Consider the following 14,082-nt stretch of genomic DNA (forward strand, 5'->3'; position numbering starts at 1 on the left):
GTGGCGCCCGGCGAGCCGAAGGCGTGTTGTGTGCCGAGTCAAACTACCAATGCTTGCTTCGTCTCGGAGGCATGGACACAAGCGACTGACTCAGACGATCTGAGCGGAAGGCGGCGAGCCGCCCGCGTGGTCTGCTTCGAGCAAGGAATCTCTGTGATTGTGCTCACCGTGACACGTGCGACGGCGACGACGATGCCGTCGACGAAGCGGCTCAGGCTCATCAGGCCCGTGCGGTCGGCCAGACCCTGCAGCGCGGTCGGCAGGTTGGCCCCGGCGCGGGCGTCGGCGAGACAGCGGCGCAGCTCGCCCGACAGCTCACCGTGCGAGAGCCGACAGACCCGTTCGAGGGCACCGGTGGCACCCTCCCCCGCGCTCACCGCGAGGGCGAGCAGCTCGGCGATGGTGGGGAACTCGTTGAGCATGCGCACCTCGCGCCGCCGCGCCGAGACCGACAGCGCGTTGTCGCGCAGCACGACCCCGAGGCCGACGCAGATGAGGGTCGTGAGCACGAGGACGGGGACGGACAGCCGTTGCCGGCTGACCGCGACGAGGCCGGTGGTGACGAGCCCCGCGAGACCGCCGAGCGTCCCCCACAGCACCTGCTCGGCCCGGAAGCGCTCGACGTCGGCCGCCCGGCCTGCCCGCAGCTGCCGTCTCACGACGGACGGCGCGCCGCCGAGCACCCGCTCGATGACGGAGCCCACACGGGCGACATACGGCGCGAGCAGCTCGCCGAAGCCGAAGGGTCCGCGGGCGGGTGCCGCCGACGCGAGCAGCGACGACGGCCTCGGGGTGTCGCGCAGGTAGGGCTCGAGGCGGTCGTCGAGGGTCGGACGTCTGCGGGCCGGCAGCCCGGCGACGATCAGCGACAGGCCCGCGAGCAGGACGATGCCCAGCACCGCGCCGGTCCACGACCACTCGGTCGCCAGGCCGGTCATCGCAGCACCCTCTCCTCGTCAGGGAGCCGCCCGACCCAGACCATCACCCGGTACGCGAGGACGGACAGGGCGGCGCCGATGGCGAGGATGAGCCAACCCGTCGGTGCCGAGTAGGCGCGCAGCGACTCACCCCGCAGGGCGAGCATGGCCAGGACCAGCCACGGCGCGGCGACGGCCAGCCGGGCGGCGTTGACGGTCCAGCCCTGTCGGGTCTCGAGCTCGGCGCGGGTGTGGGCGTCCTCACGCAGGAACGTCGAGAGCGTGCGGAGCAGTCGACCGAGGTCGCTGCCACCGACCTCACGGGCGATGCGGAGGGACTCGACCATGCGGTCGGCGACCGGGTCGCTGAGCCGCTCCTTGAGACGGTCGAGACAGTCGTGGAAGCGGCCGGTGGCGCGGTAGTCCTCGGCGAAGGCGACGAACGCCGGGCGCAGCTCGACCGGTCCGTGCACCGACAGCTGCGACAGCGCCTCCGGCAGGGCCAGACCGGCCCGGACGCCGGAGGTGATGTTGTCGACGGCGTCGGGCCACAGGTCGCGCATTTTGTTGCGACGGTCACGGGCGCGCATGCGCACGAGCGAGATCGGGACCGCACCGGACATGACCGCGAAGCACAGGGCGACGGGCAGGACCCTCGTCAGCACCACGCCGAGGGCGAGGACGAGCAGGAAGAGGACGACCGAGCCCACGAGGACGTTCACGGGTGTGACGGACGGGTAGCCCGCCTGGGGCAGGTGGTCCTGCAGCTCGGACGCGAACCGGCTGCGTTGCCGGCCCCGTCCGACGCCGGGGTCGGTGGGCCAGAAGGACCAGTAGATGCAGAAGACGCCGGCGCCGAGCAGCAGACCGACGGCGAGCGGCGAGCTCACGGGTCCTCCTGCGTCAGCAGGGCGGTCACGTCGTAGCCCGCCCGCTCGAAGGCCTCACGGCGGGGCGGGTACCCGTCGGCTCGCCGCAGCCGTCCGCCCCGGGTGACGAACAGGTCGGCGATCTCGATGACGTCGCCCTCGGCCCGGCCGGGGACGCCGACGATCTCGCGGACCCGACGCACACCGTCGCGCTCGAGGGCGACGTGGACCACGATGTCGACCGACGCGGCCACCGTCGGGACGACGAAGCGGCTCGACACGTTCTCACCCGCGAGCAACGGCAGCGTGCACATCTTTACGACCGCCTCGCGGGCGCTGTTGGCGTGCACGGTGCACATCCCGGGCACCCCGCTGTTCAACGCGATGAGCAGGTCGAGGCTCTCCTCCTGTCGCACCTCGCCGACGATGATGCGGGAGGGGCGCATGCGCAGGGCCTCCTTGACGAGGCGGCGCAGCGGGACCTCGCCCGTTCCCTCCAGGCTCGGCTGCCGGCACTGCATCGCGGCGACGTCGCGCAGGGGGATCTTGAGCTCGAACACCTCCTCGCACGTGATGACCCGCTCGCGCGGCGGGATCGCGGCGGCCAGGCAGTTGAGGAGCGTCGTCTTCCCTGCCTGGGTGCCTCCCGCCACGAGGACGTTGAGCCCGCTCGCGACGGCGGCGCCGAGGAACGACGCCGCCTGTCGCGTCAGCGAACCCAGCCGCACGAGGTCGTCGAGATGGTCGGCCTTGACAACGAACTTGCGGATATTGACCTGCCAGTGCGTCCTCGCGATGTCGGGGATGACGACGTGCAGGCGTGACCCGTCGGACAACGTCGCGTCGACGAAGGGGGAGCTGAGGTCGACCCGCCGGCCCGACGCCCGCAGCATCCGCTCGACGAGGTCGCGCACCTCGTCGGCGGTGAGGATCGTCGGCGTCAGCTCGGAGACACCGCCCCTCGCGACGAACACCTGAGAGGGCGAGTTGACCCAGATCTCCTCGACCGCCGGGTCGTCGAAGTACTGCTGCAGTGGACCGTAGCCGGCGACGACGGCCATGATCGCGTGCACCGCGACCCGCGGGTCCCCCAGCGCGGGCAGACCGCCGTGCAGCGATCGTTCGTCGTAGTCCTGCACCGCGTCCTGCACGAGCCGGTGCACGTCGGCCGCGTCGTGGGCCGGGTCGAGCCCGGACCGTCGGATGAGCTCGCGCACCTCGCCCTCGACATGGCGCACGGCATCGGTCGTCGACACCATTCGACCCCCTGACTGGTCAATGGATGTGGCACATCATGCACAGGATCGGCCTCGGCGTCACCCGTTGCCGGCCTGCGGCGTCGCCCCGACCGGGCCCCCACGGCCCGTCCTCGACGACGTTGCGGTGGACCATAGCCCACCCTCTCGGCCCCGTGTCGAGAGTCGTCCACAGCTGTGGATGCCGTCGACGACCGTCGCGCCGGATGCGCTGGACTGTGATCCCGGAGCCGATCACACCGCGTCGAGGAGGGAGCCGACATGCGCCTCCGACTGCGCCTGACCAACCGACGGCAGCCCGCCCGCCCGCCCGCCGACGTGCTCCTCGACTGTCCCGACGGCACCCGCCTCGGCGACGTGCGGTCGGCGCTCGCCCCAGACGAGGACGACAACCCGGGCGGCCCCTGCGCCGTCCGGGTCGGGGCGGTCGAGTTCGGCGACGACCACCCGGTCGGCACATTCCCGTTGCTCGACGGCGTCGAGGTCACGCTGGCCCCTGCCGGCGACCTGCGCACCGACCACGGGTCCACCCCTGCGGCCGGGCTGGTCGAGCTCCATGTCGTCGGCGGCCCGTCAGCCGGGCGGCGGTACCGCTTGGCGCGCGGTGAGCACCTCCTCGGCCGCGGGCCGGGATGCGGCTTCGACCTCCCCGACCTCGGCGTCTCGCGGGCTCACGCCCGTGTCGTCGTCGGCGACGAGGGCACGACCATCGCGGAGCTCGACCCGACCAACCCGACCCTGCTCGACGGCGTCCGTCTGCCCGCGGCGGGTTCGGCACTCGCAGCGGGCTCACGGTTGACCCTCGCCTCGACGACCCTGGAGCTGCGCCGGCCCACGAGCCGACCCGCGCGGGTGACGGTCGGGGGCGGTCGATGGCTCGTCCACCGGCCTCCCCGCTTTCCCGACGTGCACCAGGCGGAGAGCATCCCCCTCCCCGCCGAACCTGTTGCAGCACAACGCCTTCGGATGCCACTGCTGGCGTCGCTGGCGCCGGTCGTCCTGTCGGCGCTGCTCGCGTGGGTGATGCACTCACCAGCCATGCTGCTCTTCGCGCTCCTGTCCCCGGTCATGCTCCTCGGGCAGTGGTGGAGCGACCGACGGCACGGCCGGCGCTCGCACCGACGCCGGCTGGCCGAGTATCGGCTGGCCGTCGCCGAGGCCGAGCGCGAGTTCGCCAGGGCGGTCGACGAGGAGACCGCGGCACGTCGCGAGGCACAACCAGATCTCGCGACCGTCCTCGCCGTCGCCGAGCAACGCGACGCCCGCCTGTGGCAGCGCAGAGCCGGCGACGTCGACGACCTCGTCCTGCGACTGGGATCGGCCGACCAGCCCGCGCGTACCACGCTCGAACAGGCAAGCGGCAGTGCGAGTTCCGCGCCGCCCACCCACTCGGCGACCTGCCCCGACGTCCCGGTCGTCGTCGACCTCTCGACCACTCCGGTGGTGGGGCTCGCGGGTGGTCGGGCTCGGACGCTGTCCCTCGCCTCGTCGCTCATCGGCCAGGTGGCCGTCTGGCACTCTCCCCAACGGGTGAGCGCAGTGCTGATGAGCACCTCCCCAGAAGCCGAGCACGACTGGGCGTGGATGACGCGCCTGCCCCACCTGAGGGGTGACACGTCCTCGGTGAGCCTTGGACTGACCGATGGCACAACCAGTCTGGCAACTCGCGTCGCCGAGCTGAGCGACCACGTCGACCGCTTGACCGGCCCCTCAGGTGCCCCCGGTCGCGACGACTCAGGGATCTCGTCGACCGTCGTCGTCGTGCTGGACGGCGCTTCCCGACTGCGCACGGTCACCGGCGTGGAACGGCTGCTGCGGCTCGGGCCGGCGGCCGGGCTCCGCTTTGTCTGTCTCGACGAGAGGGCCGAGCGCCTGCCGGCCGAGACCGTGTGTCGCGTCGACGTGCATTCGGGGCCGGGCGCCACCGCGACGGTCACCCGCACCGGCGTCGGGCCCGCGACTCTCGTGCCCGACCTGCCCGATGTCGGCTGGAGAGAGAGCCTGGCCGCGGCGATGGCACCTCTCGACGACGCGACGCCGTCCGACCACGAGGGGTCCTTACCGGCATCCGTGCCCTTCGACCGACTCGCCGCCGAGGCGGGTGTCGACGTCCTCTCCACGACGGGTCTCGTTGCTTCGTGGTCGAGTTCACGATCTCCACGCGCTCTCATGGGGGTGACTGCCGACGGGCCGTGGTGGCTCGACCTCGCGACCGACGGGCCCCACCTGCTCGTCGGCGGCACGACCGGAGCCGGCAAGAGCGAGCTGCTGCAGACGCTCGTGGCCGGGCTGGCCTGTGCCAGCCCACCGACCGACGTCTCGCTCGTGCTCGTCGACTACAAGGGCGGCTCGGCCTTCGGTGAGTGCGCCGGGCTCCCTCACGTCCTCGGCCTGGTCACCGACCTCGACGCCGCCCTGACCGAGCGCGCTCTCGTGTCGCTCGAGGCAGAGCTGCGGCGCCGCGAGCGCGTGCTGTCGACGAGCGGTGCGAAGGACCTCGACGACCACCGCCGTCGTCGCGCCGCCGACCCCTCGCTGCCGCCGTTGGCCCGTCTCGTCCTCGTCGTCGACGAGTTCAAGGTGCTGGCCGACGAGCTGCCCGACTTCGTCGCCGGCCTCGTCCGACTGGCCGCCGTCGGCCGGTCACTCGGGGTGCACCTCGTGCTGGCCACGCAGCGTCCGGGCGGTATCGTCAGCGCCGACATGCGCGCCAACGTCTCGCTGCGCGTGGCCCTGCGCGTCCGTGACCGCAGCGACAGTGACGACGTCATCGAGTCCCCCGAAGCCGCGGCCATCAGCGACCGGATGCCGGGTCGTGCCTTCGCGCGTGACGCCGGGGGCCGCCTGACCGAGGTCCAGGTCGCCCACGTGGGTGCCGGCGTGACGGCGCGGTCCGCGACGACGGGCGCCGTCGTCGAGACGCCGGACCGCCTCAGGGCCGAGGTGCACGTCCGGCGGCTCTCGTTCCCGGAGCTGGGGCTGCCTCGACCGCTGACTCCCGGAGCCTCGTCGCATGGGGGCACGACGGTCCTCGCCGAGGTCGTGCGGTCGGCGCGAGCGGCCGTCGTGCGGCTCGGGCTGACGCCACCGGTGCCACCGTGGCCGCCGCCCTTGCCGGTGACGCTGCCGTTGTCCGTCCACGAGGCGGACGGGCCGGACACGGCCACCCTCGACTCCCGGTCTCAGCCAGGAGCGGTGAACTGGGGGCTGCGGGACGAGCCCGAGCACCAGCGTCAGGAGCCGATGACCTGGCATCCCGACGACGGTCACGTCGGCATCGCCGGGGGCGCCCGGACGGGTCGGACGACGGCGCTGCGCTCCCTCGTCTGCACCGTGGCAGAGCGGTACACGCCGGCAGAGCTGCACGTGCACGTCCTGCAGGGTCGCGCCGGCGGTCTCGACGACCTGCTGGGCCTCCCGCACGTCGGCGCGGTCATCGCGGCCGACGCCGACCCGGCATCCGCGAGGAGACTCGTCGCCCACGTGTCGGAGCTGTGCCGGCGACCCCGCACGGAGGGCGACCCCCTGACGGTGCTGGTCGTCGACGGCTGGGAGGCCGTCGACGAGTCGCTGGCCGGCGCCGACCACGGCGAGAGCAGTGACCTCCTGCTCCGGGCCGCCCGCGACGGCCTCGGAGCCGGCCTCCGCTTGTTCGTCGGCGGCGGACGGGCGGTGGCGTCCGGGCGGCTCGCGTCGGTGCTGCAACGGACCGTCGTGATGGCCATGCCGGACCCGCTCGACCTCACGCTCGCCGGAGTCGACGCGAGACGGGCAGGGGAGGCGAGCGGCCCGGGCCGCGGGTTCGAGCTGCCCGGCATGCACCTCGTCCAGATCGGGCACGTCGGCGTCACCCCTCACACCCTCGACCAGACGGTCGCGGCTACGGCCCTGGCGGCCCGGCTGACCGGACGCCACGTCAGCGTGCCGCGATCGAGGCGCGCGGCCCGGTTCCGGCCGGTCCCGACGGCGGTGTCGCTGCGCGACCTGGCCGAGGGCGACCACCTCGATGACGCAGGCTCTTGCGGGGTCGCCGTGGGGCTGGGACCGGACGACGTGGGGGCAGTTCGGCTCGACACGTCCGGTGGGCGGGTCGTGGTGTCCGGACCTCCGAGGAGCGGACGGTCCACCGCCCTGGCGACTCTCGCGGCCGGCCACCTGCGGCGCGGGCGGCACGTCGTCGCCGTCCTCCCCCGACGGTCGGCGTTGTCGCGGCTGAAGTCACGGTCACTGACCACCATCGCGGTCGACGACGTCGAGGCACTCGTCGCCACCCACCGCGACCATCGTGACGTCGGCGTCCTCGTCGATGACGCCGAGCTACTGGCAGGCACCCCGATGGAGGACGCACTCGTGCAGCTGAGCGAGATCGTCGGTGGCACCGGCGGGTTCGTGGCCGCCGCCGTCGACGCCGGTCGGGCGACGGGTATGTTCCGCGGCCTCGTGCCGACGCTGTGCCGTGACGGCGTCGGCCTCGTGCTGGCGCCCACGTCGGCCGCGGACGGCGACCTGCTGCGGGTTCGCCTCGACCCGGTCGCGGTCCGGCGCCCCGGTCTGGCCGTACTCGTGGACGGCGGTGTCACCGTGCCGGTGCAGGTCGCCGACGCGCTGGCCGATGTGGTCGACCAGCAGAGCACCTGACGGCGGGGGCGGCGACCTGTCACCCTGTGCGACAGCGCCGGGTGAGCCGGTGGCGTGTCACGACCGGGAGGAGCCGCCGTGCCCACAGGAACCCGAGAGCTGACCCTGCGCTTCCTCGCCGCGCCGACGGATGCCGGGTACTCCGGCAACGTCAGTGGTGGCCGGGTGCTCGAGTGGATCGACAAGGCCGGCTACGCCGCCGCCGTCGGCTGGGCCGGGAGGTACTGCGTCACGGCGTACGTCGGCAACGTGCGGTTCACGCGTCCGGTGGAGGTCGGCGACCTCGTCGAGGCCACCGGGCGCCTCGTCCACGCCGGACGCAGCAGCATGCACGTGCTGGTGTCGGTGAGCTCGGGCAACCCCCGCGAGGGCCACCTCACCGAGGCCACCGAGTGCCTGATGATCTTCGTCGCCGTCGACGAGGACGGCCGCCCCACGCCGGTGCCGGCGTACGACCCCGAGACGGACGAGGAGCGACGGTGGCAGGAGGCGGCCGTGGCCCGCATCGCCCTGCGCGCCGACATCGAGGCCGCCATGGGGGCGCAGACCTACAGCGAGGCCGGAACGGCGCCGCGGACCGTCCTGCGCTTCCTCGCCGCCCCCACCGACGTCAACTGGGGCGGCAAGGTGCACGGCGGCATCGTCATGCGGTGGATCGACGAGGCGGCGCACGTGCTGGCGACGTCGTGGACCGGCTCCGCCAACAACGTCGCGGTCTACTCGGGCGGGGTGCGGTTCTACCGACCGCTGCGCATCGGGCACCTCGTCGAGGTGGAGGCCAGGCTGCTGCTCACCGGCGACTCGAGCATGCACATCAGCGTCCACGTGCGCTCCGGCGACCCTGCCACCGGTGACCTCGAGCTGACGACCCACTCGCTCATCGTCTTCGTCCCCCTCGACGAGTCGGGCAGGGCGGTGACGGCGCGACCGTGGGTGCCGTCGTCAGCGGAGGACGTCGCCCTGCGTGACCATGCGCTCGAGCTCGTCGAGCTGCGCAACCACGTCGACGTCGAGCGCCACATCCCCTGAGTCAGCAGCTCGTTGGCCCGCACTCCGCCGCGGGAACAGCTCGTCGAGCGTGGAGGCGAACTCTTGCAGGCCCTCGATGGCGGAGAGGTGGATCGGCCGGAGGAACGACCGCAGGTCGTCACAGTCGGTCTCGGAGAGCGTGCGTGACCGGGGCGGCGGGGCGTCACTCATCGGCGGGGTCGGTGGCGGGACGCCGGCTCTGCTTCGGTCACCGGGAGGGGCGCCGGGGAGCAGCGGTGGTGCTTCGGAGTCGTAGCTGTGCCCGGTGCCGGTCGTCACCCTCACCGTGTGTCCACTCCGACCTGTACCGCGGCTGTCCGGGGGCAGGGTGGTGCTGGTGAGGGCGGGGTGCTCCTTCGTCAGGTTGCACGCGACGCACAGGCCCTGCCCGTTTGCCGCAGTGGTGGGTCCGCCGTCGGCGTGCGGGGTGACGTGGTCGATGTGGCGGGCGGGGGCGTCGCACCACGGGGTGCGGCAGGTCGCGGCGTCACGGGTGAGGACGAACCGGCGTAGCCCGTCGGTGAAGAGGCGTCGTCGCGAGTCCATGGCGACGAGCTCTCCGGTGTCGGGCCGCACGAAGAGTCGTCGGATCCAGACCTTCCCGGCGCGGGACAGACCACCCCCACGATCAGAGGCCTGCCCGCCGCCTGCGTCGGCGCTTAGAGGGTCGTCGTCCAGGTCGGACGGTCGCAGGTAGTCCCGGGCCCAGCCGGCGGGGACGGTGCCGTACCCGAGCAGCTGGGCCGGGGTGTCGGCGCCGTCACCGGTGTTGAAGAGGGCGTCGAGTCCGATGACGAGCTGCACCTCGACGTCTACCCCGGCCCGGTCAGCCGACTCCGGTGGCGGGGCGTCCGTGCCACGGGCGGGACGGGGCTGACCAACGGCGCCAGTCGCGTTGCTTGCGTCGTGCGGTGCCGACGGCTTGTCGGTAGCGGGCTCTCCGTCGAACTCATCGGGGGTGTCGGTCTGGGCGTCGGTGGCGGCGGCGTCGGTGGCGGTGGCGGTGGCGCTGTGAGCGGAGGTCTCGTCGATGTCACTTGGTTCGCTGGCGACGCGGCCGAGGACGCGGTCGACGAGGGTGTCGGCCATGACCTGACCCTTGCCCCGCTCGTCACCGGCCGCCTTCGCGCCCGCCGCCGCCCCGGTCAGCGCGGCGTACGCCGCGACGGCTTCGGCGGCGGGGAGCAGAGCGGTCAGGTAGGCCATCGTGTCCGGGGCCGCTTTCACGGTGACTCGCCGCTCCGACTCCGCCTTCCGGGCCCGCCGCAGCACGCTCTCCGGGTCCAGGCGGTACGCGACCGCGCGGACGAGACGGTTGAGCTCCCGGTCACCCAGACCGCCGAGGCGCTCGCCATAGGTGTCGTGCAGCTCCTGGTCCAGCAGACGCCGGTGCTCGGGCGACAGGATCGCGGCCTCCTTCGTGATGTTCAGGGCCCGCCACTCGCTCAGCACCCCCGCCTCGAGCAGCGCCAGCGTGTGCGGCATGTCGTGCGTGAGGGACAGGGAGAACCGGATGCCCTCGGCGCCCTTGAACGGTGACAGGTGTCGGGCCAGCGCGACCTGCGCCGCGACCCCACCCTTGGCGATGAGGTTCCGCCGGGACGAGGACACCGGCCGCTCCGGCTCACTCGAGCCGTCTGTCCCGCCGGGCCCGTCAGAGCCGGCCGAACCGCCAGAGCTGTCACCTGCAGCCTCATCGTTCGCGCGGGACCCGCGGGTGTCGGTGTGCGCGCCGAACTCGAGCGCCGCCGCCCACGAGGCCAGGTCCGCCTTCTCCCGCGCATGCAGCCAGCCGCCGAAGTCGTTCGCGTCCAGCGCCGCCTGCGACTGCGCCCGCCACCCGATCGACTCCTGCTCCTGCGAGGCCACGAAGCCCGCCGTCACCCGCACCTGCGCCGCAGAAGCCGCGGCCTTGACCCGCTCGAACGCGGCCAGGAGGTCGATGCGCTCCGCGTCGGTGAGGCGCCGCCGCGCCCCGGCCGCCGCCGGCCGGGACGGGTCAGATGGCGGCGCCGTCGTGCCGCTGGCGCTGGCGCTGCAGGTGCTCGCGCTACAGGTGCTCGCGCCGTAGGCGTGTGCGTAAGCGTGTGCGCCAGGGGCGTGTGCACCGTGGGTTCCGTACGAGCAGGTCTCGGCACCGGCCGTATCCACGTCCCCGTCCGAATCACTGCAGGCACCCGGCTCGGACTGCTCGACGGCCGCGAATGCCACCAGCAGGGCGTCGAGCCCTGCCGGTGTCATCAGCGCGTCGCTATCGAACATGTGTTCTATTGTAGCGCCTCGCAGCGCTGCACGCCAGCACTTTGCACAGGTCAATTCACCTGTCGTGCAGCAGGATCGGCGAGAAGACGGACGGTACATAGAACGCGCAGCCCTGACGACCAATCACGCGAGCAGCACGGGCTCGAACCCGGAGTGCGGGCAGGTCTCGAGGCCCCGCTCACACCCGACCACACGGCATCCGTCTCATTCGCGTGTCCCGATGGTGGACCGGTTAATGCCCTCGAAACCTCCGCACGGTACGACTGTCACATGACGACCCAGGACCGCACCGCGACCGAGCGCCTCCTCGAGGCCGACCGGCGCGAACCGAACGTCGCCACCTTCGCCGCGGGGGTGTCGTCGGCGCAGCAGCACGCCGCCCTGCGCGCCTCGGTGCGCCAGCTGGGCGCCCTGCTCGGCGAGGCCCTGACCCGCCACGAGGGGCCCGAGCTGCTCGAGCTCGTCGAGACGGTGCGCCGCCTCGCCCGCCGGCCCGACGCCGACGAGCTGCGCGCCACGCTGGCGGGCGTCGACGCTCCCACGGCGGTCGTGCTCGCGCGCGCCTTCACCGCCTACTTCCAGCTCGTCAACATCACCGAGCAGCTGCACCGCTGGCAGGAGGTCACCGCCCTCGAGCAGGGCCCCCTCGCGGCCACCGTCGAGCGCATCGGTGACGCGCTGGATGCCGGTCGCATCGACCGCGACCTCGTGACCGACGTGCTCGGCCGGCTCGAGTACCGCCCCGTCTTCACGGCGCACCCGACCGAGGCGACCCGCCGCACCGTCATCGACCTGCTGCGCCGCATTGCCGACACCGTTCACCTGCTCGAGGATCCGCGCCGCCCGGCCGCCGAGCAGCCGCGGCTCGACCGCCGCCTCGCCGAGCTCGTCGACCTGCTGTGGCAGACCGACGAGCTGCGCGTCGTGCGCCCCGAACCGACCGACGAGGCCCGCACCGCCATCTACTACCTGCACACGATCGCCGAGCAGGTCGTGCCCGAGCTGCTCGCCGAGCTCGACCGCACCCTCGAGACGATCGGCGTCCGGCTGCCCCCGGAGGCCCGCCCCCTGCGCTTCGGCGCCTGGGCCGGCGGCGACCGCGACGGCAACCCCAACGTCACCCCGGCGGTCACCCTCGAGGTCATCGGCCTGCAGCACGACGCCGGCCTGCGCGAGCTCGTCGCCCACGTCGAGGAGCTGCTCGCCGAGCTGTCGAGCTCGACCCGCGTCGTTCCCGTCACCGACGAGCTGCAGCAGAGCCTCGAGCGCGACGCCCAGGCCCTGCCCATCACCTACAGCACCGTCGAGCGGCTCAACGCCGAGGAGCCCTACCGGCTCAAGCTCAGCTTCGTGCGCGTGCGCCTCATGCGCACCCGCGAGCGCCTCGCCGGGGGCACCGCCCACGAGCCGGGCCGCGACTACGCCGGCTTCGACGAGGTCATGGCCGACCTCAACCTCGTGCGCGACTCGATGCTCGCCGAGGGTGACCGCCTCACCGCCGACGGCGCCATCCTGCGGCTCATCCGCACCGCGACCGCCATCGGCATGGGCCTGGCCACCCTCGACATCCGCGAGCACAGCGGCAAGCACCACGAGGCCCTCGCCGAGCTCTACGACCGCATCGGCGAGCTCGACACCCCGTACGGCGAGCTCGACCACGCCGAGCGGATCCCGTTGCTGAGCAAGGAGATGCAGTCGCGCCGACCGCTCACGGGCAGCGCGGCCGCCGACCTCGGCCCCGCGGCATCCGGTTCGCTCGAGCTGCTGACGACGATCCGGCGCGCCCTCGACACGTACGGCCCCGAGACCGTCGAGACGTACATCGTCTCGATGACCCACGACGTCGACGACCTCTTCGCCGTCGTCGTGCTGGCCCGCGAGGCGGGCCTCGTCGACATCGGCCCTGAAGCCGAGTCCACCACGGCGAGAATCGGTTTCGCCCCGCTGTTCGAGACCGTCGCCGAGCTCGAGGCCGCCGGGCCGCTGCTCGAGGCGCTGCTCGGCGACCCCGCCTACCGCCGCGTCGTCGCCGCCCGTGGTGACGTGCAGGAGATCATGCTCGGCTACTCCGACTCGTCGAAGGATGCCGGGATCGCCGCCTCGCAGTGGCAGATCCACCGCGCGCAGCGCGCGCTGCGCGACATCGGCCGGCGGCACGGGGTCGTGCTGCGCCTTTTCCACGGCCGCGGCGGGTCGGTCGGGCGTGGTGGCGGACCCACCGGCGAGGCGGTGCTCTCGCAGCCCTACGGCAGCCTCGACGGGCCCATCAAGATCACCGAGCAGGGCGAGGTGATGAGCGACAAGTACACCCTGCCCGGGCTCGGCCGCTTCAACCTCGAGGTCGCCCTCGCCGCCGTGCTCGAGGCGTCGGTGCTGCACCGCACGTCGCTGCTGCCGCAGGACGTCATCGACGGCTGGAACGGCACGATGGACCTCGTCGCCGGCCACGGCCAGACCGCCTATCGTGCCCTCGTGCGCGACCCCGGGCTCGTGCCCTTCTTCGTCGCCGCCACCCCCGTCGACGAGCTCGGCAAGATGAACATCGGCTCCCGCCCGGCCAAGCGCCCCGGCGGCGAGGGCGGCCTCGACGACCTGCGCGCCATCCCGTGGGTGTTCGGCTGGACCCAGTCGCGCATCATCCTGCCCGGCTGGTTCGGCGTCGGCTCCGGCCTCGAGGCCGCCCGCGAGGACGGCCGCGGCGAGACCCTGCGCGAGATGTACGGGTCGTGGGCGTTCTTCCGCACCTTCATGTCGAACGTGCAGATGACACTGGCCAAGACCGACCTCGAGATCGCCGCGAGCTACGTGCGCGAGCTCGTACCCGCCCACGCCGCAGGGCTCTTCGACGTCATCCGCGACGAGCACGAGCGCACGGTGCGCGAGGTGCTGCACGTCACCGGGCAGACCGAGCTGCTGCAGTCGGCGCCGATCCTGCGCCGCACCCTCGACCTGCGCGACACCTACCTCGCGCCCCTGCACGCCCTGCAGACCTCACTGCTGGCCCGGTCGCGCTCGCTGCCCGACGACGCGACGCCCGACCCCGACGTGCAGCGCGCGCTGCTGCTCACCATCAACGGCATCGCCGCGGGGCTGCGCAACACCGGCTGAGCC

8 protein-coding genes are annotated in these 14,082 nt (G+C 72.8%); 4 read left to right on the plus strand and 4 right to left on the minus strand.

From position 1 onward, the window contains the following. Positions 1–38 precede the first annotated feature (38 nt). Genes DFJ68_RS11030 through DFJ68_RS11040 form a run of 3 tightly spaced genes read right to left on the minus strand, consistent with a single transcriptional unit; the run spans position 39 to position 3,045 of the window. Positions 39–938, minus strand: coding sequence for a type II secretion system F family protein (locus DFJ68_RS11030; protein ID WP_121033181.1), 900 nt, complete (start codon positions 936–938; stop codon positions 39–41). After that, positions 935–1,807: a type II secretion system F family protein gene (locus DFJ68_RS11035; RefSeq protein ID WP_121033183.1), complete on the minus strand. Its 873-nt coding sequence runs from the start codon at positions 1,805–1,807 to the stop codon at positions 935–937. Before DFJ68_RS11035 ends, DFJ68_RS11030 begins: the two co-directional genes overlap by 4 nt. Next, positions 1,804–3,045, minus strand: a complete 1,242-nt coding sequence (locus DFJ68_RS11040; RefSeq protein WP_121033185.1) for a TadA family conjugal transfer-associated ATPase — start codon at positions 3,043–3,045, stop codon at positions 1,804–1,806. Before DFJ68_RS11040 ends, DFJ68_RS11035 begins: the two co-directional genes overlap by 4 nt. 258 nt (positions 3,046–3,303) lie before the next feature. Between DFJ68_RS11040 and DFJ68_RS11045 the strand changes: the two genes are divergently transcribed. Together DFJ68_RS11045 and DFJ68_RS11050 are read left to right on the plus strand one after the other, a co-directional pair. After that, positions 3,304–7,680, plus strand: a complete 4,377-nt coding sequence (locus DFJ68_RS11045) for an FtsK/SpoIIIE domain-containing protein (protein WP_121033186.1) — start codon at positions 3,304–3,306, stop codon at positions 7,678–7,680. A 78-nt stretch (positions 7,681–7,758) separates the two neighbouring features. After that, positions 7,759–8,709: an acyl-CoA thioesterase gene (locus DFJ68_RS11050; protein ID WP_121033188.1), complete on the plus strand. Its 951-nt coding sequence runs from the start codon at positions 7,759–7,761 to the stop codon at positions 8,707–8,709. Here the strand turns inward: DFJ68_RS11050 and DFJ68_RS11055 are convergent. Next, positions 8,623–10,578 carry an HNH endonuclease gene (locus DFJ68_RS11055; RefSeq protein WP_211333343.1) on the minus strand — a complete coding sequence of 652 codons (1,956 nt, stop codon included), beginning with the start codon at positions 10,576–10,578 and terminating at the stop codon, positions 8,623–8,625. The genes DFJ68_RS11050 and DFJ68_RS11055 overlap by 87 nt on opposite strands. Before the next feature lie 43 nt (positions 10,579–10,621). Here DFJ68_RS11055 and DFJ68_RS18295 point away from each other — a divergent pair, with 43 nt between their 5' ends. Then, entirely contained in the window at positions 10,622–10,780 is a 159-nt protein-coding gene (locus DFJ68_RS18295) for a hypothetical protein (protein ID WP_170165748.1), read from the plus strand. 461 nt (positions 10,781–11,241) lie between these two features. Then, on the plus strand, positions 11,242–14,079 hold the full coding sequence (gene ppc / locus DFJ68_RS11060; RefSeq protein WP_211333345.1) for a phosphoenolpyruvate carboxylase: 2,838 nt from the start codon (positions 11,242–11,244) through the stop codon (positions 14,077–14,079). Positions 14,080–14,082 lie beyond the last annotated feature (3 nt).

It is taken from the genome of Terracoccus luteus, from assembly GCF_003635045.1.
Classification (GTDB): Bacteria; Actinomycetota; Actinomycetes; order Actinomycetales; family Dermatophilaceae; genus Terracoccus; species Terracoccus luteus.

Bases quoted from the DNA above. Each gene is read 5' to 3' on its own strand.
- ppc (WP_211333345.1), top strand. From the start codon at position 11,242: ATGACGACCCAGGACCGCACCGCGACCGAGCGCCTCCTCGAGGCCGAC.
- DFJ68_RS11030 (WP_121033181.1), bottom strand. From the start codon at position 938: ATGACCGGCCTGGCGACCGAGTGGTCGTGGACCGGCGCGGTGCTGGGC.
- DFJ68_RS11040 (WP_121033185.1), bottom strand. From the start codon at position 3,045: ATGGTGTCGACGACCGATGCCGTGCGCCATGTCGAGGGCGAGGTGCGC.
- DFJ68_RS11045 (WP_121033186.1), top strand. From the start codon at position 3,304: ATGCGCCTCCGACTGCGCCTGACCAACCGACGGCAGCCCGCCCGCCCG.